The sequence below is a fragment of the Legionella sp. W10-070 genome, from assembly GCF_900640175.1.
Taxonomy (GTDB): Bacteria; Pseudomonadota; Gammaproteobacteria; order Legionellales; family Legionellaceae; genus Tatlockia.
The window spans coordinates 70,012-89,273 of record NZ_CAAAJC010000009.1; the positions used below are offsets into that span (position 1 = coordinate 70,012).

Below are 19,262 nucleotides of genomic sequence, written 5' to 3' on the forward strand. Positions count from 1 at the left end.
TATGAAAGTACGATCACTCTCAATTTATTTTATTTATGCCTGGCTGATTCTGTTTAGCGTCATCCCCCTAAGTCTGGTATTGATAGCAAGCTTCCTGTCAAGAGACAGTGTTCATCTTGTAAACTTACCCGTTACGTTCACTAACTATTTATCATTAATAGATCCTGTTTTTTTAAAGATTTTTTTTCGCTCCCTGGTAATCGCTTTGTTCACTACAGGCTGTTGTCTTTTGCTTGCTTATCCTTTCAGTTATCTACTGGTTAAATCAAGACATCAATCTATTTTATTGCTGTTAATCATTATTCCTTTCTGGACAAGCTCTTTAGTCCGTACTTACTCATTAATTGCTATCCTCAAGGCAAAAGGAGTCATAAATACCATTCTTATAAACTTACATTTGATAGACACACCGCTTTCATTAATTTACTCAAATTTTGCAGTGATCATTGGTCTTATTTATAACTTATTTCCCTTCATGGTATTACCCGTTTTTACTAATATGGAGCGATTTGATTTTAGGTTGATCGAAGCAGCCAAAGATTTGGGGGCAAGCCGCTGGGATATTTTTTCAAGAGTTTTCTTACCCAATACTGCCAATGGAATAGCCGCCGGCTGCTTGCTGGTGCTCTTGCCCGCGATGACTTTATTTTATATTCCCAATGTATTAGGCGGCGCCCGCTCCATTTTATTAGGTAACTTAATCCAGGATCAGTTTCTTGTATTAGAGAATTGGCCACAAGGTTCGGCAACCAGCGTGATTCTCACTGTATTGTTGTTACTATTGCTATTAATTTTCCGTCGGCAAAACAAGGGAGAATTGCGTTGAAAAAAGTTGCGCAAAAATCACTTCTTTTTCTTGTTTATTTTATGCTTTATTTTCCTATTCTGGTGCTGGTAATTTACTCTGTCAATAATGCAAAATTCTCCCTGCAATGGCATGGGTTTTCATTGCGCTGGTATGCTGAGCTCTTTCATGATCGCGATCTATGGACAGCCTTTTCCCACTCTATTATTCTAGGGTTTAGCGCCTCAACTGTTGCTACTGCCACAGGTTTGTTGGCCTGTGTTCATTTGTTTCTTTACCGCAGCCAACATCACCGTTCATTACATGCCATGCTGCTGTTGTTAATTATTATCCCTGATTTGGTACTTGGTGTGGCCTTGCTGATATTCTTTAACACTACTAGCATTCCGCTTGGATTCTTCAGCTTACTCATTGCTCATATTACTTTTTGTATTCCTTTTGTCATCTTAACCATCAATAGCCGGATCCACACCCTGGATCCTAATATTTACTTCAGTGCCCTGGATTTGGGGGCTGGCCGTTTTATCGCACTGACTAAAATTCTACTGCCCTTATTATGGCCTGCGGTATTCAGTGCTTTTTTGCTTTGCTTTACCTTATCTTTTGATGATGTCATTATCAGTTATTTTGTAGCAGGGCCTGACTTCAACATCCTGCCATTGACTATATACTCTCTGGTAAGAGCCGGAGTGACGCCTGAACTTAATGCCCTATGCACCATTACGATTTTCATCTCCATGATAATGGTTATTATCTCTTATCGATTATCAGGTAAAACACCATGAAACCTCTGCTAATTTTTTTCACTCTGTTATTTGCTCCAACCCTGTTGTTCGCACAACGCGTAGTCAATGTGTATGTTTGGGGTGGGGAAATTCCCAAACAAGTGGTACAACAATTCGAGCATGAAACCGGGATCACCGTACATTTTTCAACCTATGACAGCAATGAGACAATGTATGCCAAATTGAAAGCCAGCGGGCAAAGTATTTATGATGTGGTATTACCCTCAGCTTATTTTGTCGAGCGAATGAAAAAACAAGGGATGTTATCCCCATTGGATCATAGCCAGTTACCCAATTTAGCTAATATTGATATAAGTTTTACCAATAATGAATATGATCCCGGGAATCGTTTTAGCGTGCCCATTATCTGGGGAGCCACTGGCATTTTTTATAACAAGCAATTTGTTGTCAATCCGCCAACCACATGGCAAGCATTATGGGAAAAACGCTGGCGAAAGCAATTAATGTTGCTGGATGATTCACGGGAAGTATTCGCCATTGCATTAATGAGCCAGGGATTTAATCCAAATGATTCTAATCCTCAGCATATTGAAGCAGCCTATCATCATTTACTGAAACTGGTACCTAATATCAAATTATTTGCCAGTACCAGTGTTCAGGCCGTGATGATTGATGAAGATGCGATTGCCGGTTCTTCCTGGAATGGCGATGCCTTCAAGGCTCAGGTGGAAAACAGCAACATTGGTTTTCAATACCCTGAAGATGGTTTTGTCATTTGGCTGGATTGTCTGGCAATACCTGTTAACCCGCCTCACCCCAAAGAAGCCTATGAGTTTATTAATTTCATCCTGAAACCAGAGACAGGAAGGGAAATAGCACTAATTGAAGGACATGCCATTACCAATGCGAAAAGCAAGGCTCTTCTTCCTGAATCCATTCGCAACAATACCATTGTCTACCCTGACACAGAGACGCTTAAACGAGGTTATATTCAACGGGATTTAGCTGAAGGTACATTAACTCTCTACAACAATTACTGGCAACAGCTTAAGCTGGCATTTTAAAAAGAGAATAAAAGACGGCTTGAGCCGCCGTCTTTTCATTTTTTATTATATAATTACACAAGTGTAGGAGATGGCGTCGCTAACTGCGTTTCTAACGTCTTCTCTCGAACTAAAATGAATGGCTTGGGTAAGTCTATTTTTAAAACCTCAACACGAGCGACAAAGGCTGCGATATATTTCCCTGAGTCCATATCCTTTGCAGGGAAATGATTAGCATTAAGAAGCTGATTTATCCCATTATTAAGGGCCTCTCGATCCTTCTTATTACTGAAAAAGTTCATCTGGGAAATAACCAAATAAAGTCCGCCAGCCAATTCTTGCTCTGATAATGGATAAGCACAGAGGTTTGAATACAAAACAGTCAAAGCCTTATACGCTTTTAACGGCCCTGAAAAGAAAGAAAGGAAAGAAAAGCAACAGCTTGATTGATGCTCAATAATCATATCCTCCACCTCTGAGCGTAGCCTGCTAATACCACAAATTAAATTAATGCGACTTAATCGGCTAGTCGATAAATTCAAAAATTGATGAGCCTGCTGAACAATGGTTTCATCTTTCTCAGGTAAAGATTTCTTACCTATTATCATTTGCAAAATACCGGAATACTTATCAATTACTGTTGCAGCCAATTTGATTTTAATTTCCAGCTCTTTGGAACTATCAAGTCTGCTCGGTGATTGATTGATAAGCATTAATTCAATTTCAGCACTACTTAAAATTTCCTGGAGATAAGCACTCATTTTGCCTTGATAAACATCCTTCAATAAAGAAAGGATTTCACCAACAGGAATAGAAGTCATCGTCAAAAGCGGCCTTGACTCTGTTTGCAGTAGCATTGCCTCATTCAGTTCATTTGCTTGCGTCAATCTATCAATAAAATCCTCATCAGAGATAGTTTTCAATTGCGATGCAACATCCTCGATTGACTCTCTAGGAATAACCAAATCATGCACTGCAGTACGCCATACTTCCAGATCATCTGATAAATGCTTAATTTCTGTTGGCTTCATGTCAAATCCTTTTGTTATGGTTCCAAGACTCAGGGAGCAAATTTTATTTTCTTATTACTCTATTGATGGGTTCCTCCCACAGTAAGGGCATCAATTTTCAAAGTGGGTTGCCCTACACCAACGGGTACAGATTGTCCGTCCTTGCCGCAAACACCTATCCCACTATCCAACGACAGGTCATTTCCTACCATGCTGACTTTCTTCATGACCTCAGGCCCATTGCCAATCAATGTAGCCCCCTTAACAGGAGTAGTCACCTTGCCATCTTCAATAAGGTATGCTTCGCTGGCTGAAAAAACAAATTGCCCTGAAGTAATATCTACTTGCCCGCCACCAAAATTAACAGCGTAAAGTCCACGCTTGACTGAACGAATAATTTCATCGGGATGATACTGGCCCGCCAGCATATAAGTGTTGGTCATCCGCGGCATGGGCAAATGAGCATAAGACTCACGGCGACAATTCCCTGTTGGTTGCATGCCCATTAATTTCGCATTGAGCTTATCCTGCATGTAATTAACCAGTACCCCATCCTCAATGAGTGTTGTGTATTGCGCAGGCGTTCCTTCATCATCGATTGTAAGAGAACCGCGTCTGTCTTTTAAGGTTCCATCATCAACTACAGTCACCCCCTTTGCCGCCACCTGCTGGCCTAAACGCCCGGAAAATGCAGACAACCCTTTACGATTAAAATCACCTTCCAAACCATGTCCGACTGCTTCATGCAACAGTACGCCAGGCCAACCCGGACCCAAAACAACAGGCATGGTTCCAGCAGGTGCTTCCTTCGCCTCAAGATTAATTAAAGCCTCCCGTACCGCTTCACGGGCATATCCAAGCGCCCTTTCCTTCTCAAGAAAATAAGAATAGGCAACACGGCCGCCGCCTCCCGAACGAGCAGACTCACGGCGACCGGTTTTATCTTCAACAATGACACTGACATGAATACTCACCAGAGGCCTCACATCAGCAACCCTCTCACCATTGATACCTGCTACCATCACAACCTCAAAACAGCCGCTTAAAGAGGCATTTACCTGAATAACACGGGGGTCTATGCGTCTTGCCTCCCTGTCGATAGCTTCAAGTAATGCTATCTTTTCTTGCTTGCTCATAGTCTCTATGGGATTAATTGCCGAATAGCGTGCAATTGCTGATCCTGTTATCTGAATTGATTGGGCTTGCTTCATGCCTGTAATCGCGATGGAACGGGCAGCCTCTACTGCACGCTCCATTGCCGGCAGCAAAATATCATCACAATAGGCATAACCCGTCTTATCACCACTAACAGCACGAACACCAACGCCGCGGTCAATTGAAAAACTACCGCTTTTTACTTCAGAATCCTCCAGATACCAGGATTCGTAACTGCTGCTTTGAAAATAAAGATCCGCATCGTCAACATGACGGGTTATCATGGAGCGGATTAACTTTTCCAGGGTAGAGTCATCCAACGATGCCGGCTTTAATATTAAATCTTTGGCAATAGCCAACGCCTGAGTCATAATTTTACCTTCTTATCAAACTGTCAATTATTGAAAAAGAACATGATGTTCATTACAGGGAAACTGTCGTCTCAACTGTTCTAACCGCTGCAAATCAACCTCAGCACAAATCAAACCGCTACCGGCTTCCCATTTAGCCAACACCTTGCCCCACGGTTCAACAATCATGCTATGGCCATATGTTTCCCGGCCATTTTCATGTTGACCTCCCTGATTAGGTGCTGCTACATAACATAAATTTTCAATAGCACGGGCTCTCAATAAAACTTCCCAATGAGCAGCCCCTGTTACTGCTGTAAATGCTGAGGGCACAGCAAACAATTGAGCACCTCTTAATACTAATTGTCGGTATAATTCTGGAAAACGCAAGTCATAACAAACAGACAACCCCACATAACCAACAGGCGTGTCAACAACCACCAACTCGCTACCCCTTTCTATTGTAGCCGATTCCTGATGTGCTTCTTGCTCAGAAACACGTACATCAAACAGATGGATCTTATCATAACGGGCAGCACATAACCCCTTATCGTCAAAAACAAGACAGCTCGAGCGAGCACGATTTTGCAGACCTTTTAAAGGCAACGTTCCTGCAATCACCCATAGGCCATACCTTTTAGCCAACTGACTAATAAAGTCCTGTATCTCACCACTGCCATATCGCTCCGCTATACGCCATTTATCCGTTTCATCTTTCCCCATAAAAGCAAAATTTTCAGGTAGGACTAACAAACTAACCTGCTCTTCTTTCGCTTTGGAAAAAAACCTTTCCACTTCCTTCAGATTGTTATTTACAGAGGCAGAAGAAATCAATTGTAAGACAGCAATTTTAGAATTTGACATACCTAATCCACTGAGTAAATTAATTCCATTATCCGTGATTCACTCCAGGTTTCAACTCCATTTCCAGAAGATGAGCTTCCCTTGGAAAGGGTTTTGAACCGCTTCGTTAAATATTAATAAATTTCAAGGATCCCTTGCCAGCTATTTTCCATCCCTATACACTTGAAAAAGTAATAATTACCCATAAATATGCTACACTAGGAATATAAATAATCTGGAGTCATTGCATGAACAGAAACGACGTTAGTTTGTTAACCCAGCGAAGCGAAGCGGTACTTGCCACCAATAAGGTCTTGCGCAATACCTATCTTTTACTTGGTATGACCTTTTTATTCAGCACATTCACTGCTTACGCAGCATTCGCTTTTAATGTCAAACCATTAAATCCCCTGTTCATGATCGCAGGCGTCTATGGCCTGATGTTTCTAACCCATGCGTTAAGAAACAGTGCTTTGGGACTAATCAGCGTATTTGCCTTCACAGGTTTTCTGGGCTACACCTTAGGCCCCATTCTCAACCTTTACATTGCCAATTTTTCCAATGGCCATCAACTTATTGGAACAGCGCTTGGAGGTACCGGCCTGATTTTCTTTGCCTTGTCCGGCTATGCTTTGACTACGCGCAAAGATTTTAGCTATCTGGGAGGCTTTCTTTTTGTAGGCGTTATGGTTGCATTACTCGCGATGATTGCAGGAATATTCTTCCAGATACCTGCTTTGCAACTGGCCATTTCAGCTGCATTTGTATTAATTTCTTCTGGTTTAATTCTTTATCAAACCAGCGAAATTATTCACGGAGGGGAAACAAACTATATCTCAGCAACAGTCTCTTTGTTTGTGGCCATTTATAATTTATTCATCAGCTTGCTTAACCTGTTAAGTGCTTTTTCTGGCCGCGACTAAAATCATCTCCTCAACTTGCATCCCGGTGTAACCTGCCGGGATTTTTTTATCCGCCTGGCCAACCCTCAGAATTTAGGTATTAACCGAGATTAGAGTACGGTTTTTTATTTTCAGATTCGATTTTCAAAATACTCAACGTTACTGCAGCATAGCTGCAGGATCTGATGTTGAAAGGCATCTGGATTGAAGGTTTTTATTTGGTATTACCTTGCTGCCAACTTGCCTTGGCACGAAATAGTCCTGGCAAATCATTCAGGGATTTTTTAATTGTCCCCTTAAGAGTAAAAACCGCTCGTTGCTGTTGGTAATAAATACCCAAAGGTACTGGAAATTCAGGAAAGCCAAGTCGAGCCAAACGCATTGCTGCAATAAAATTACGCGAGTCATGGCAATAAGTGGTTTCATTAGTACTCGCTATACGCTGCCATTTTTCGTTATCCAATGTCAAAGCCCATTCTTTTTTATCTCCAAACAGCAAAGGCTTGCCCTCTTGCAACAAAATTGTTTGCTCTGCCCGATTAGTTTTTACCGCAAAGGCATCAAAAGCACCATGATTAAAAATATTACAATCCTGATAAATTTCTACAAAAGAACAACCCTGATGCTCGTAAGCCTGTTTAAGGATTAAACCAAGATGATTTGGATCTTTATCGACTGCCCGAGCAACAAAGCTGGCTCCGGATGCCAAGGCCATGGTTAAGGGGTTAATTGGCTCATTATTAACACCTTGAGGGGATGTTTTTGTTATTTGTCCTTTCTGGGATGTAGGTGAAAACTGCCCCTTAGTCAAACCATAAACCTGATTATTAAATAGTAGAATATTGACATTGACATTACGTCTCAGGCAATGAATTAAGTGGTTACCACCAATACTTAAGGCATCACCGTCTCCTGTAACAACCCAAACCACCAAATCATCACGCATGGCCTTCAGTCCAGTGGCCACTGCTGTAGCCCTGCCATGAATTGTATGAAAGCCATAAGTGTTCATGTAATACGGCAATCGGCCGGCACAACCAATTCCTGAAACAAAAACATGTTTTTCCGGGGGCAGCCCAAACTCTGGAAGAACACGCTGTAAAGCAGCCAAAATTGCATAATCCCCACATCCAGGGCACCAACGTACTTCGTTCGAATTAGTAAAATCCTCACGCTTATAGGCATTGTTCATAATTGCTTTCCAATTTAATGGCTTTGACTAAATGACTTACAGTAAAAGGCTGGCCGTTACATTGATTAATTGACCTGGCCGCCACTAAATAGCTAGCCCGCAACAATTGGCATAACTGTCCGGAATTCAATTCGATAACCAGGATCCTGTTAAATTTGGCAAATATCCTGTCTAATCCCTCTGGTAATGGATTTAAATACCGCAAATGCAATAAAGCAACTGATAAGCCTTCGATAATGCATTGTTCCATAGCTGATTTTAAACTGCCATAAGTGCTTCCCCAACCAATTAACAAAGTGGTTGCCTCTTCGCTCCCTTCGAGCACCAGCTTGCCATAATCACGTGTTATACCAGCAACCTTATCAGCTCGTAGATGAACCATTTTCTGATGATTCTCCGCATCATAGCTCACTCGTCCCTCTTCACCCTGTTTTTCCAACCCTCCTGTTTGATGAACGAATCCCGGGGTTCCTGGTATATTCCAGCTACGAGATAAAATCTCATCCCGTTGGTATGGCTTAGGAAAGCGGTTATAGTCAATGGTGGGAATTTTTATTGTATCCAGCGAAGGGATTTTCCAAGGTTCAGCAGCATTTGCAAGATAGGCATCCAGTAAAACAATCACTGGCGTCATATACTTTATGGCAAAGGTAAACGCCTCAATGATGGTATTAAAACAGTCCGCTGGCGATTTGGCAGCAAGAACAGGTAAAGGAGCCTCCCCGTGACGCCCATAAAGCGCCTGACGCAGATCGCTTTGTCCGGTTTTCGTCGGTAATCCTGTTGAAGCCCCGGCTCGTTGGACATCCACCAAAACCAAAGGTAATTCTGCCATCACCGCCAGCCCCAAACTTTCGCTCTTCAAATCCAGGCCGGGTCCTGAGGTACATGTTAAAGCCAAACTTCCGCCATAGGCAGCCCCCAAACAGGAGCAAATAGCCGCAATTTCATCTTCAGCCTGTAATAATTGAATACCATAATCTGTTAATCTGGCACATTCATGAAGGATTGCTGATGCCGGTGTAATAGGATAACCTGATACAAGAAGAGGCGTCTTTGTGCCCACAGCAAGCGTTGCAACAGCCAGAGCGACCGCCTCAACACCAGTAATCTGCCTGTATTCACCATCCTCCCTACTGGCCTGACCCAACATAAACTCACGACGACTAAGTTCCAAGGTCATGGCATAGTTAAAGCCAGCCAGCAAAGTTAGTTCATTTGCCCTGGCTATTTCCGGATTCGCTTTAAATTTTTTATTAATAAAAGCAATACAGCTTTCAGTAGGCAGATCAAAGAGCCAAAGGACCAAACCCAAAACATAAAAATTCTTGGCTTTTTTGGCTTGGGCATGTGTTATCTCCAAAGTCTCAACAGCCTGGAGTGTTTGTGTTACCAGCGGTAAAGAAAGAATTTGGTAATGTTCAGCAACATCATCAAGAAACTCATGAGATAACCCTGCTTTTTGCCAATCCTTTGCCAGGAAACTGTCTTCATTGATAATTAACAGGCCGCCTGGATTTAAATGTTCCAAAGAATTTTTTAAAGCAGCGGGGTTCAATGCCACCAGGACATCCAAGGTCTCGCCGGCTGTAAAAATAGCCTGTTCTGACATCGCCAATTGGAAACCAGAGACGCCTGCCACGGTTCCTGCAGGCGCCCTGATTTCAGCAGGAAAATCAGGCAAGGTTCGTACATCCCTGCCGGTAAGAGCCGCAGTAACAGTCAACTGCTCCCCGACAAGTTGCACCCCATCTCCTGAGTCGCCGGTTATCCGAATAACGATTGCATCAGTACTTGACATGATTTCTTGCTTCCAGCATAAGTTGACGCATGTGTCTTACCGCATCCTTTAAGCCACTAAATAAAGCACGAGCGATAATAGCATGACCAATATTGAGCTCATTTATTTCCTTAATCGCAGCAACTGGCTTAACATTATGGTAATTTAAGCCATGACCAGCATTAACAATCAAGTTAAGGCTGCTCGCATAGTCTACTGCCTCCTTTATTCGCTGCAACTCATGTGCCTGCTCTGCTGCATTGGCTGCATCAGCATAGCAGCCTGTATGAATCTCAATAACTGGCGCCCCTATTGCTGCAGCGGCTTCAATTTGCCTGGCATCAGGATCAATAAATAACGATACTTCGCTGCCTGTTTTTTGCAAACGCTTAACCGCCTGCGCCACACTGTTATAATGGCTGACAACATCAAGCCCACCTTCTGTTGTCAACTCTTCCCGTTTTTCCGGAACCAGGCAAGCATGCTCGGGTTTTATTTCTTCGGCAAATTCAAGCATGGTTTCGGTAACGGCTAATTCCAGATTCATTCGGGTCTGCAAAACGTTCTTAATCAGCCTCACATCGCGTGCTTGAATATGGCGCAAGTCTTCCCGCATATGTAAAGTAATCCCGTCAGCACCTGCCTCTTCTGCATCCATGGCAGCCTGTACGGGGTCAGGATACTTTGTCCCTCGCGCCTGGCGTACAGTTGCAATGTGATCAATATTCACTCCGAGCAATAATTCACTGGTCATTATTTCACCACTTATAAAATATAATCCACTGGGCAATTATGACCTGAAATATTTTTCACATCTACACTTTACTGTACGCTTAAGCGATTTACATGCCAACCTTTTCCTTGTAGGAAATTTGCACCATTCTGAACTAAACTAATTATTGTCTGTACTCCTAACCTAAATCCATTAGAAATAATTCCATCTAAAGATTATTTCTAAACTTCAATAAGGAGAAGATATGCTTAAATACCTCATCGCCTGGTTATTGGGAGTGCCTTTAGGCATCTTGATATTAATTTGGCTATTAGCGCGAATTTTTTAATATCTGCCTGCAGGCATTATTTATCTACATTTTACAAGGAACGTTAATATGGCTCACGAAAATATTACTACACCGGAACATCAGCTTCCTCCCCATCAACATCATCATTGTACAGTACATCCTTTTAAACGGATCTCGTGGACAGCGATTTTTATGGGAGCATTAGTTGGACTGGGTCTTGGCTTTTTATTGAATCTCTTTGGTCTTGCGATTGGGCTAAGTGCATTTACCCTGGATAATCAAGGAGCTATGATTCTTGCTATTGGAGGCATGATCGGCATTATTATTGGGATAATTGTCTCTATGGTCGTTGCTGGCTACACCGCCGGCTATTTGGGACGTTTGTATTGCCCAAAACGAAACCTCGGTATTCTTTATGGGTTTACTACCTGGAGCGTTGCTTTAATCCTTAGCGCTGTGGCAGCAGGGCATTTTAGTCATTATGTTGCCGCTTACTCCAGTCCCGTTTCCAATCCAATCATCATTACTATGGATCCGGCTCAGCCCGCTCAGGTAGGTACTGAAGGCACCGCTGGCATCGCAAACGCCCCCCCTATAAGAGCCAATGTACCCGCAGACAATCTGGCCTGGAGTGCTTTTATAGTATTTATTTTGTTTTTTATTGGCGCTGTTTCCGCTTGCGTGGGAGCTCATTGGGGGATGTCTTGCCGTAGAGACGATTAGCAAAGATAAAAAGAGGGGGGGGCACCCCCTCTTTCTTTCTACTTGCAAGTGAAAAAATCGAACAGCTAATCTATAGATTTCGTTTGCTCATTAGATACATCTTTGTAGTATGTTTCCAGTATCTTCAATTCCTCATCAGATAATACACCTAAACTTTCAGCAGCTCTATCTGATTTAATCAGTTCATCCAACTTTAAATTAATGATTTTAGTATCTCTGTTTTGAGTATTCTGAATCAGGAAGACCATTAAAAATGTGATTATTGTAGTCCCTGTATTAACAATAAGCTGCCATGTATATGAAAATTGAAATACAGGCCCTGTGAGTACCCACAGGAGAATTAAAAGCAGTGCTAACATAAAACTCCAGGCGGTACCAGCAGCATAGGATATAATCTTGACGATTCCGGCAAATTTAAGACTAACTAAACCAATCTTGTACTTTTTCCTCTTTGTCTTCTCCATAGATCCATCTTCCCTTACCATTTAGGCTGTTGATTATAGTAAGCTTTGCCGAACCTATAAAGTACTCTTTTTAATAGATTTCACTTAGAAGCTATTTCGCAAAAGAATTATTAATTTTTGCAAGACTCATCTTAATTGACTATGCTTATCATTAGTCTTATATGTAATCATTTCAACCATTAAATAAGGAGATTAATATGAATAAGGATATATTCCAAGGTAAATGGGAAGAAACAAAGGGAAAAATGAAACAGGTCTGGGGCAAACTGACTGATAATGATTTAGATGAAATAGAAGGAAACCAGCAGGAAATTTACGGAAAACTGCAAAAACACTATGGTTATTCTAAAGATCAGGCAGAAAAAGCGGTAAAAGAATTTCAAAACAAATACTGGCATTAATTCATAGCCTGCCATAAAGGGTATTCAATGCCTTTTATGGCACCCCTCACCCAAGATTCATTCCTTGAACTTCAACAGCAAGGCCTTTCCTGCAACCAATTTAAAATGAAGCCTCATCTTGTTGCCAGCTATTTTTTAATCAGGAATAAAGCTCGTGATTTTAATTCTCTTCCTCCCAAAAGGTGATCAATAGCCTGACGCATAATAAATTTGGCTACCTTTAATGTTCTCACCTCGTTAAAGCAGCCCTGTGCAAGAGCAAGGATTTCTTTTCCTGCAATATAACCCTCATTTGCAGGAATGAAGCCTTCATTGGCAACAAATTGATAGTTAAGATTACTATTAATCAAATGAGTTGAGTTAGCCTCTCGGGTAAATGAAACCTGCTGCCCACAGGCAAGCAGCAAGGCCCATTCAAAACGTCTCAGTAAGATTTCTATAGTCAAATTATCCATTGCAGCAGCAAGGCCATGAAGCGTTTCCAGATAAACATCAAAAAGTTCAATTTGAGATTCCAGAGGACTAAGGAGATAATATAGCAGTTCATTGATGTAGAGAGCTGCGAACAGCCTGTTTCCCTTCAGCTCCAGTGGCAACGCATTATTCTCAACCTGCTGCATATAATGCCTTCCCTTTCGATTTTCCACTGATAACCACAAGGGAGTAAACGCCTGTAGAATGGCCTGCTTTTTAGGGGTCCGTCCTCCTTTACACAAACAATGTAGTATTCCCCGTTCACGAGTGAAAAAAGTTATGTAAAGGCTGCTGTCACCCGAAGGACGTTTATGTAAAACCCATGCTTCAAATGCTTCAGCTGTCATAACCTAATTGTTTTAATATGCGCTCATCATCAGCCCAACCTGATTTTACCTTGCACCAGCATTGTAGAAAGACTTTTTTATCCAGCAGCTTTTCCATGTCTAAACGAGCAGCAGTCGCTATTTCTTTCAGTTTCTTCCCCTTATCTCCAATGATAATACGCTTATGATTTTCTTTTTCCACCAGAATCAACGCATGGATTCGTACCAGGCTGCCTTCATCCTTGTAGGATTCAATTTCTACAGTGGTTGCATAGGGTAACTCCTGACCACAAAGACGAAAAATCTTTTCCCGCAACAACTCTGCACATAAAAAGCGAATCGGACGGTCAGTAAATTGATCTTCTGCAAACAGGTGAGGACCTTCTGGCAAATATGTCTTTAAGTGTTGCTCCAGGTTCTCAACCTGCACTCCTGTTTTGGCAGATAATGGAATAATAGCAGAAAAATCATGAAGTTGGCTTAGCTGCTCCAACTGAGGAAGCAGCACGGATTTATCAGCAACCTTATCCACTTTGTTAACTGCCAGGATACAGGGTACATCAGCATTCTTAATCAAACGAAGGATATACTCGTCTTCATCCGTCCAATAAGTCCCATCGACTAAAAAGACGATAACATCCACATCACGTAAGACGCTTTTGGCTGTTTTGTTCATCATCCGGTTCATTACCTTTTTTGAACCTTGATGGATACCTGGCGTATCAACATAAACATACTGATAATCCTCGATAGTCTGAATACCGAGAAGACTATGCCGAGTAGTTTGAGGCTTACGCGAGGTTATACTCAATTTTTGATGTAAAATACGATTTAGTAATGTTGACTTACCTACATTAGGCCGCCCAATCAACGCGATATAACCACAATATGTTGTCATTAAATGTTGCCCTGCTTATTTTTAGAACACATTTTAGCATAGCCAGGTGAAATTGACATCAAAACAGTCAATAATTATCAGCTACCTTCATCAAGCCACTTTTGGGTTTGTTTTTTCCATTCCACATAGCATTCATTGCCACAAAAATAGCGGACATAATCCTCCCCCTCAAACGAATTAGCCGCTGATTTTGGCACCAGTTTAAGGCAGGTATAACAGCTTTCTGTTTCACAGTTTTCCTGGAGATTAAATTTTTCAAAAGAAGTGGATAAAGGCAAGGCTTTCCTGTCTTTTTTGGCATGAGATTTAATAGGTTCTTTATGATACCCCAGAGCCAACCCACCGATAATGGTATGTTCTTTTGGGATTGCTATTTGCTTTTTGGTAAAAGACTCATCCAAGGTAACCCAGCAACAACCAATATCAAGGGCAACAGCTGCCAGCCACATATTTTGCATGGCAGCCCCACCGCTGTATAGGTGCTGGTTATGTTGTTTTAACCAGGTATCAATATCAATTTCCGTATCAACCGTAACGATAATTAAAAGCTGGGCTTGTGAGAGGAATGAAGCATGGCGTGCTTTCGTAGACAGTGTTTTTAGAGTTTCTTTGTTGCGAATCAGCGTAAAATGCCAGGGTTGCGAGTTTAAAGGGCTTGGAGCGTATTGACCGGCTTGAAGGATAGTTTCAATATCCATCTCCTTTAATGCTTTATCTGTATAAGCGCGAACAGCACACCTTTTCTTGATTAATCCTAAAATATCCATCTCAATAACCCTCGTTTTATTTTCTTTCTCATTAGCTATCCATTGAGGCTTTATAAGTGCTTCTGAGCAAGCAGCTGACCAAATATACCTTGTCTGGGCTTGCCATCTTCATCCAGCTTATGCAGTTGACCTGGTTTTTCTTTGTACTCCAGAATCGACCAGCCACTGTCTTGATAAAAATGATACAACTCATTTGCTTCTGCCAGATAGGTAAAACTTTCAGGATAAGTATAGGGCTCAGCCTTGATAGGGAAAACCAGAAAATGCATTCCACCTATTGAGGTTAGGGATTGCAGTTTTGTCAGTAACGGCCGAATGCTGGACGGATTTAAAAACTGCAGGGTCACGGTGGCATAAATAAAGTCAAACGATTTATCTTTGATTGGAAGCGGTTTATTCAAATCATAAACCTGAGCTTCAATATTCGATAATTGCTCTTGTGCTGCGATATGGCAAATATTCGCAATAGCTTCCTCATTCTTATCTACACCAATAACCCTGTGTCCAGCCAAAGCAAAAACCAATGGATTTCGACCTGAGCCGCAACCAATATCCAGAATTGACATTTCCTCCTGCTCTCGCAGGTATGTTTGGTGGATGTACCATAAGTCATGATGGATAGGTGCCAGGCGATATTTCTTTTCAAAATAGCGATGCGGCTGGCAGAAAAACTGCAAGCTGGCTTTGAACTCGGCGCTTGTCGAGGCAATTTTGTGCCATGATGCAGGCGGTATGACAAGCGTTGGGGATTTGGAGTTTACGGTATGATGAGACAGTTCATGCCCATGGCCATCGAGAAAAACAAACTTAATGGTACCTTCATGAACGGTCAAGCGTCCCCAGGTACCTTCTTTGGTACTGTGTTTATCAAGAAAAAATTGCAGGTTCTTCTCGCTGTTGATCTCGATTTGTTTGTATGCGTTTAAGTCCGCGATTGCTTGTTGATTATTCATAATTGGATCTGATATTTGAAGGATTTACCAAGCCTAACAGTTTAGTCAGTGCGGTGTCTAACGACGACCTTTTAAGTAGTAACGATGGAAGCCGTGCCATACTAGCCCCAGCGCAATCAAAAGCAAACCAGACAACCAAATAGTCAGGGGAACCCAGAAGGCTAAAAACAAACAGGAAATAAGGCCCGACACTGCAATGAAATTTGGATACAATCGCTGTTCTTTGGGTAAATACAGAGCTGACAGATTGGTAATCGAGTAATATATTAACACTGTAAACGCACTGAAGGACCAGGTGGTTTCAACGCTGCCAAACAAGGTAAGAGCGGCAATGGCAAGTCCTATGCCAACGACCGCCGCAACAGGCGTGCGATGCTTATTGGAAACCATAGCAAATAATTCTGGTAAATCCTGTTGACGTCCCATAGCCAACACCATCCGTGACAATCCTAAAATGAGATTCAGCAATACGCCTAACATAGCGGTGCATGCACCAAGAGCGATAAGAATAACCAGTCCAGGCTGGTTCATGGTGCTGGCCGCTATTTCAAGGGGTGTTGCTCTATTTTCTGTGACCGTTGCCAGTTGAGTCGAGCCGACAGAGCCAATGGCAACGACTGCTACTAAAATATAAATGACCGCACTCGCAACCAGGGTGAGGATAATGGCTTTGGGGATGGTGCTTGCAGGTTCTTTAACTTCTTCACCCATGGTGGCAATACGCCCATAGCCTGTATAGGCAACAAACATCAAAGCAGTCGCATACAAAAAATGACTGAAACCATCAGTAGTCGTTTTTGGAAAAAAGGGGGAGAGATTTTGTCCACCATTTTGCAACAAAATGGGGAATCCAAAAGCAACAAATACCACAAGGGATAGCAATGTTATTGATACGATAATCAAGTTGGTTTTGTTAGATCGCTTGATGCCGCTTAACACAATCAAGGTTAGAACAATAACGATTGTTACGGCAACAGGAATAATAGAAATTGTTCTAAATCCGAACAGGTGTAAAAAATACCCCGCAAAACCCAATGCAGCCGTTGCGGCCGAAGCGGTCTTGGCGCATAAAAACATCCAGCCAGCAGTAAATCCCATCGTCGGATGAAGATATCGATAACCATACTCATAAGTTCCACCACTTACTGGATGGTTGGCTGCAAGTTGTGCACTCGATAAGGCATTACAGGTTGCAACCAATGCAGCCAGAATAATGGCAAAAACAACCGATGGACCTGTCACCCCGGCTGCAACACCAATGCTGACAAATACACCCGTACCGAGGATCGAGCCCAAGCCCATCATGGTTGCACCCGACAGGCCAAGATCACGGCGCAATTTACGATGAAAAATTTTATTGCTCATACACCATCCTTGCGTAATATAGAGTCCAGGTATTTTAAATAACTATCTAAATTGCAGGTAAATTTTTACGATAGCCTGCAATTTCTACAATACCAAATTTGGATTAAAAATTACCATTTAATCTCTGCAGCAGGTGTTTAATGGTGTCTTTTTCCTCTTCTTTAAAGCCATTTAAAGCAAATTGATTTAGTTCATAGGCACATTGCTCAATAATTTTTTGATAGCTCCGTCCTTTTTCAGTCAATCTAATTTCAATAGCTCGCCTGTCTGTTGTACTTGGAATTCTTATAATAAGCCCATCACGTTCCATTCGATCAAGCGTTCTAACAGCCGTGGGTTGTTCAATACCGATTTGTTTGTGCATTTCGGATTGAGTCAAACCATCGTGTTGATAAAGAGCCATTAAAAAATAAGTATAGGCGTCAGTAAGACCATATGGCTTTAGTAATTCATTGGCTTTTTTAATTAATAATCGACTTGCTTTTTTGATTAGTGTTGAGAGATACATTTTTCCCTGTTTATTTTACATAGCTTGCTATATATTAACAAGCTATGTAAAATAAGTCTAATTTTAAAAAAGAGGTTTGTAATGATTAAACAACCCATTTATCAAGTAGATGCTTTTACCTCCACATTATACATGGGAAATCCTGCTGCTGTTTGTCCATTAGAATATTGGTTGGATGATACTGTTATGCAACTTATTGCGAGAGAAAACAATTTATCTGAAACAGCGTTTATTGTTCCAGATGGCAAACATTATCAAATACGCTGGTTCACACCAAATACGGAAGTTGATTTATGCGGACATGCTACATTAGCTAGTGCTTTTGTTTTATTCGAATTGTTGGGGTATCAAGAAAAAGAAATTGCATTTAAAAGCAAAAGCGGAATATTAACAGTAAGGAAAGAAGGCAATTTATTGCAGATGGATTTTCCTGCATTACCTTTTACCAAGATAGAAGATCCCGGCTTTGAACTGATAACAGCAATAAAAATGGTTCCAGATGAAATATATCAAAGTAAGTTTGATATATTATGTATCTTTAATGACGCAATAACGGTTAAACAGGCAAAACCTGATCTAAATACCCTGGCGAATATGCCATGCCGAGGTATTATTTTCTCAGCCCCTGCAATCGAATCTGATGTTTATTCAAGGTGTTTTTATCCTGGTTGTGATGTTCCTGAAGATCCGGTAACCGGTTCTGCTCATTGTGTTATTGCTCCTTATTGGTGCGCACGTCTCAATAAGAAAAAAATTCATGCTTGCCAAGGCGGGAACCGTCAAGGGGAACTATGGTGTGAGGTAAATCAGGATAGAGTAATTTTATCGGGATACTGTCAATTGTATTTGCAAGGTGAAATTTGGGTTCCTTCAGTCTAAAAGAAATTTGCCCCTGACACTTAAATCATTATCACTTGCAGAAGTGAGCCAGCCAAGGAGCCTATGATTTTGCGAAAATGATTGACTTGCCACATACCCATGAATATTGTAGTGTTCCTATCAGGAAGCATAGCAGGTCATTCAAATCCATGGTTCAGGTTAAGCATATTGGCGGTTTCTCACTCTTTGAATTAGCATTGATATTGCTGATAGCAGGCATCCTCACTCTTCTTGCCTATCCTGCCTACCTTAATCACCTTCTCCAGACTCGACGGGCTGATGGTCAATTGGCTCTATTTGAACTGGCAAACCGTATGGAAAACTATTTTGCCAAGGAGCATACTTATGAGGATGCTACATTAGCAGCAGGAAAAAAAACGGATGTAAGGAATAATACCCTTTCGGCTGAGCATTGGTATCTTTTAGCTATCACCTCTCAAACTACGAATTCCTATAGTCTGCAGGCGACACCAAGAAACGCTCAGGCAAAAGACAGAGCATGTCAGACATTGACTCTTAATAGTCTGGGACAAAAAGGTATTACCAACGGCCCTAAGGGGGTGCCATCAGGCAACATACTAAATTGTTGGACATAAACTTAGCCAACTGAGGTTATTTTAGCTCTCCTTGAAACCATTTTGACTATTGTCTAATCA

21 protein-coding genes are annotated in these 19,262 nt (G+C 41.6%); 8 read left to right on the top strand and 13 right to left on the bottom strand.

Annotated elements, in window-relative coordinates:
- The first annotated feature begins 1 nt into the window (after position 1).
- From E1O65_RS05360 to E1O65_RS05370, 3 genes are read left to right on the top strand one after another with little or no spacing between them, the layout of a single operon-like run.
- Positions 2-826, top strand: a complete 825-nt coding sequence (locus E1O65_RS05360) for an ABC transporter permease subunit (RefSeq protein ID WP_133132567.1) — start codon at positions 2-4, stop codon at positions 824-826.
- On the top strand, positions 823-1,590 hold the full coding sequence (locus E1O65_RS05365; RefSeq protein ID WP_165474909.1) for an ABC transporter permease subunit: 768 nt from the start codon (positions 823-825) through the stop codon (positions 1,588-1,590). Before E1O65_RS05360 ends, E1O65_RS05365 begins: the two co-directional genes overlap by 4 nt.
- Entirely contained in the window at positions 1,587-2,615 is a 1,029-nt protein-coding gene (locus E1O65_RS05370; RefSeq protein WP_133132568.1) for a spermidine/putrescine ABC transporter substrate-binding protein, read from the top strand. Before E1O65_RS05365 ends, E1O65_RS05370 begins: the two co-directional genes overlap by 4 nt.
- 53 nt (positions 2,616-2,668) lie before the next feature.
- On the opposite strand, the gene E1O65_RS05375 is transcribed toward E1O65_RS05370, so the two are convergent.
- Genes E1O65_RS05375 through E1O65_RS05385 form a run of 3 tightly spaced genes read right to left on the bottom strand, consistent with a single transcriptional unit; the run spans position 2,669 to position 5,973 of the window.
- Positions 2,669-3,625, bottom strand: coding sequence for a hypothetical protein (locus E1O65_RS05375; protein ID WP_133132569.1), 957 nt, complete (start codon positions 3,623-3,625; stop codon positions 2,669-2,671).
- A gap of 59 nt (positions 3,626-3,684) precedes the next feature.
- Positions 3,685-5,130, bottom strand: a complete 1,446-nt coding sequence (gene tldD / locus E1O65_RS05380) for a metalloprotease TldD (RefSeq protein WP_133132570.1) — start codon at positions 5,128-5,130, stop codon at positions 3,685-3,687.
- A gap of 27 nt (positions 5,131-5,157) precedes the next feature.
- Complete coding sequence (locus E1O65_RS05385; protein WP_133132571.1) at positions 5,158-5,973, bottom strand: carbon-nitrogen hydrolase family protein; 816 nt, start codon at positions 5,971-5,973, stop codon at positions 5,158-5,160.
- A 227-nt stretch (positions 5,974-6,200) separates the two neighbouring features.
- Between E1O65_RS05385 and E1O65_RS05390 the strand changes: the two genes are divergently transcribed.
- Positions 6,201-6,875, top strand: coding sequence for a Bax inhibitor-1/YccA family protein (locus E1O65_RS05390; RefSeq protein WP_133132572.1), 675 nt, complete (start codon positions 6,201-6,203; stop codon positions 6,873-6,875).
- Between the two features lie 193 nt (positions 6,876-7,068).
- Here E1O65_RS05390 and E1O65_RS05395 read toward each other — a convergent pair whose 3' ends face one another.
- From E1O65_RS05395 to pdxJ, 3 genes are read right to left on the bottom strand one after another with little or no spacing between them, the layout of a single operon-like run.
- Positions 7,069-8,046, bottom strand: coding sequence for a 2-oxoacid:ferredoxin oxidoreductase subunit beta (locus E1O65_RS05395; RefSeq protein WP_133132573.1), 978 nt, complete (start codon positions 8,044-8,046; stop codon positions 7,069-7,071).
- Entirely contained in the window at positions 8,030-9,847 is a 1,818-nt protein-coding gene (locus tag E1O65_RS05400) for a 2-oxoacid:acceptor oxidoreductase subunit alpha (RefSeq protein WP_133132574.1), read from the bottom strand. The genes E1O65_RS05395 and E1O65_RS05400 overlap by 17 nt, the downstream gene beginning before the upstream one ends.
- Positions 9,834-10,580 (bottom strand): pyridoxine 5'-phosphate synthase, encoded by a 747-nt coding sequence (pdxJ, locus tag E1O65_RS05405; protein WP_133132575.1) that lies wholly within the window; start codon positions 10,578-10,580, stop codon positions 9,834-9,836. The genes E1O65_RS05400 and pdxJ overlap by 14 nt, the downstream gene beginning before the upstream one ends.
- 355 nt (positions 10,581-10,935) lie before the next feature.
- On the opposite strand from pdxJ, the gene E1O65_RS05410 reads away from it, so the two are divergent.
- Positions 10,936-11,571, top strand: a complete 636-nt coding sequence (locus E1O65_RS05410; protein ID WP_133132576.1) for a hypothetical protein — start codon at positions 10,936-10,938, stop codon at positions 11,569-11,571.
- A 65-nt stretch (positions 11,572-11,636) separates the two neighbouring features.
- Here the strand turns inward: E1O65_RS05410 and E1O65_RS05415 are convergent, their stop codons facing one another.
- The gene (locus tag E1O65_RS05415; protein ID WP_133132577.1) at positions 11,637-12,035 is read right to left on the bottom strand and encodes a low affinity iron permease family protein; all 399 of its coding nucleotides are present in this window, start codon (positions 12,033-12,035) and stop codon (positions 11,637-11,639) included.
- A gap of 197 nt (positions 12,036-12,232) precedes the next feature.
- Here E1O65_RS05415 and E1O65_RS05420 point away from each other — a divergent pair, with 197 nt between their 5' ends.
- On the top strand, positions 12,233-12,436 hold the full coding sequence (locus tag E1O65_RS05420) for a CsbD family protein (protein ID WP_133132578.1): 204 nt from the start codon (positions 12,233-12,235) through the stop codon (positions 12,434-12,436).
- 128 nt (positions 12,437-12,564) lie between these two features.
- On the opposite strand, the gene recO is transcribed toward E1O65_RS05420, so the two are convergent.
- From recO to E1O65_RS05450, 6 genes are all read right to left on the bottom strand, one after another.
- Complete coding sequence (gene recO / locus E1O65_RS05425; RefSeq protein ID WP_133132579.1) at positions 12,565-13,257, bottom strand: DNA repair protein RecO; 693 nt, start codon at positions 13,255-13,257, stop codon at positions 12,565-12,567.
- Entirely contained in the window at positions 13,247-14,134 is an 888-nt protein-coding gene (gene era, locus E1O65_RS05430) for a GTPase Era (protein WP_133132580.1), read from the bottom strand. The genes recO and era overlap by 11 nt, the downstream gene beginning before the upstream one ends.
- A gap of 77 nt (positions 14,135-14,211) precedes the next feature.
- On the bottom strand, positions 14,212-14,901 hold the full coding sequence (locus tag E1O65_RS05435) for a DUF3330 domain-containing protein (protein ID WP_133132581.1): 690 nt from the start codon (positions 14,899-14,901) through the stop codon (positions 14,212-14,214).
- Positions 14,902-14,951: 50 nt separating this feature from the next.
- Positions 14,952-15,854, bottom strand: a complete 903-nt coding sequence (locus E1O65_RS05440; protein WP_133132582.1) for a DUF1971 domain-containing protein — start codon at positions 15,852-15,854, stop codon at positions 14,952-14,954.
- A 57-nt stretch (positions 15,855-15,911) separates the two neighbouring features.
- Positions 15,912-17,219 (bottom strand): APC family permease, encoded by a 1,308-nt coding sequence (locus E1O65_RS05445; protein WP_133132583.1) that lies wholly within the window; start codon positions 17,217-17,219, stop codon positions 15,912-15,914.
- A 103-nt stretch (positions 17,220-17,322) separates the two neighbouring features.
- Positions 17,323-17,727: a MarR family transcriptional regulator gene (locus E1O65_RS05450; protein ID WP_133132584.1), complete on the bottom strand. Its 405-nt coding sequence runs from the start codon at positions 17,725-17,727 to the stop codon at positions 17,323-17,325.
- Between the two features lie 81 nt (positions 17,728-17,808).
- Between E1O65_RS05450 and E1O65_RS05455 the strand changes: the two genes are divergently transcribed.
- Positions 17,809-18,606, top strand: coding sequence for a PhzF family phenazine biosynthesis protein (locus E1O65_RS05455; RefSeq protein WP_133132585.1), 798 nt, complete (start codon positions 17,809-17,811; stop codon positions 18,604-18,606).
- A gap of 77 nt (positions 18,607-18,683) precedes the next feature.
- Positions 18,684-19,202: a type IV pilin protein gene (locus E1O65_RS05460; RefSeq protein ID WP_133132586.1), complete on the top strand. Its 519-nt coding sequence runs from the start codon at positions 18,684-18,686 to the stop codon at positions 19,200-19,202.
- Positions 19,203-19,262: the final 60 nt, after the last annotated feature.

Bases quoted from the DNA above. Each gene is read 5' to 3' on its own strand.
- E1O65_RS05400 (WP_133132574.1), bottom strand. From the start codon at position 9,847: ATGTCAAGTACTGATGCAATCGTTATTCGGATAACCGGCGACTCAGGA.
- E1O65_RS05385 (WP_133132571.1), bottom strand. From the start codon at position 5,973: ATGTCAAATTCTAAAATTGCTGTCTTACAATTGATTTCTTCTGCCTCT.
- recO (WP_133132579.1), bottom strand. From the start codon at position 13,257: ATGACAGCTGAAGCATTTGAAGCATGGGTTTTACATAAACGTCCTTCG.
- E1O65_RS05450 (WP_133132584.1), bottom strand. From the start codon at position 17,727: ATGTATCTCTCAACACTAATCAAAAAAGCAAGTCGATTATTAATTAAA.
- E1O65_RS05455 (WP_133132585.1), top strand. From the start codon at position 17,809: ATGATTAAACAACCCATTTATCAAGTAGATGCTTTTACCTCCACATTA.
- E1O65_RS05445 (WP_133132583.1), bottom strand. From the start codon at position 17,219: ATGAGCAATAAAATTTTTCATCGTAAATTGCGCCGTGATCTTGGCCTG.
- E1O65_RS05370 (WP_133132568.1), top strand. From the start codon at position 1,587: ATGAAACCTCTGCTAATTTTTTTCACTCTGTTATTTGCTCCAACCCTG.
- E1O65_RS05390 (WP_133132572.1), top strand. From the start codon at position 6,201: ATGAACAGAAACGACGTTAGTTTGTTAACCCAGCGAAGCGAAGCGGTA.
- tldD (WP_133132570.1), bottom strand. From the start codon at position 5,130: ATGACTCAGGCGTTGGCTATTGCCAAAGATTTAATATTAAAGCCGGCA.
- E1O65_RS05410 (WP_133132576.1), top strand. From the start codon at position 10,936: ATGGCTCACGAAAATATTACTACACCGGAACATCAGCTTCCTCCCCAT.
- E1O65_RS05415 (WP_133132577.1), bottom strand. From the start codon at position 12,035: ATGGAGAAGACAAAGAGGAAAAAGTACAAGATTGGTTTAGTTAGTCTT.
- E1O65_RS05435 (WP_133132581.1), bottom strand. From the start codon at position 14,901: ATGGATATTTTAGGATTAATCAAGAAAAGGTGTGCTGTTCGCGCTTAT.
- E1O65_RS05420 (WP_133132578.1), top strand. From the start codon at position 12,233: ATGAATAAGGATATATTCCAAGGTAAATGGGAAGAAACAAAGGGAAAA.
- E1O65_RS05360 (WP_133132567.1), top strand. From the start codon at position 2: ATGAAAGTACGATCACTCTCAATTTATTTTATTTATGCCTGGCTGATT.
- era (WP_133132580.1), bottom strand. From the start codon at position 14,134: ATGACAACATATTGTGGTTATATCGCGTTGATTGGGCGGCCTAATGTA.
- E1O65_RS05440 (WP_133132582.1), bottom strand. From the start codon at position 15,854: ATGAATAATCAACAAGCAATCGCGGACTTAAACGCATACAAACAAATC.
- pdxJ (WP_133132575.1), bottom strand. From the start codon at position 10,580: ATGACCAGTGAATTATTGCTCGGAGTGAATATTGATCACATTGCAACT.
- E1O65_RS05395 (WP_133132573.1), bottom strand. From the start codon at position 8,046: ATGAACAATGCCTATAAGCGTGAGGATTTTACTAATTCGAACGAAGTA.
- E1O65_RS05375 (WP_133132569.1), bottom strand. From the start codon at position 3,625: ATGAAGCCAACAGAAATTAAGCATTTATCAGATGATCTGGAAGTATGG.
- E1O65_RS05460 (WP_133132586.1), top strand. From the start codon at position 18,684: ATGATTGACTTGCCACATACCCATGAATATTGTAGTGTTCCTATCAGG.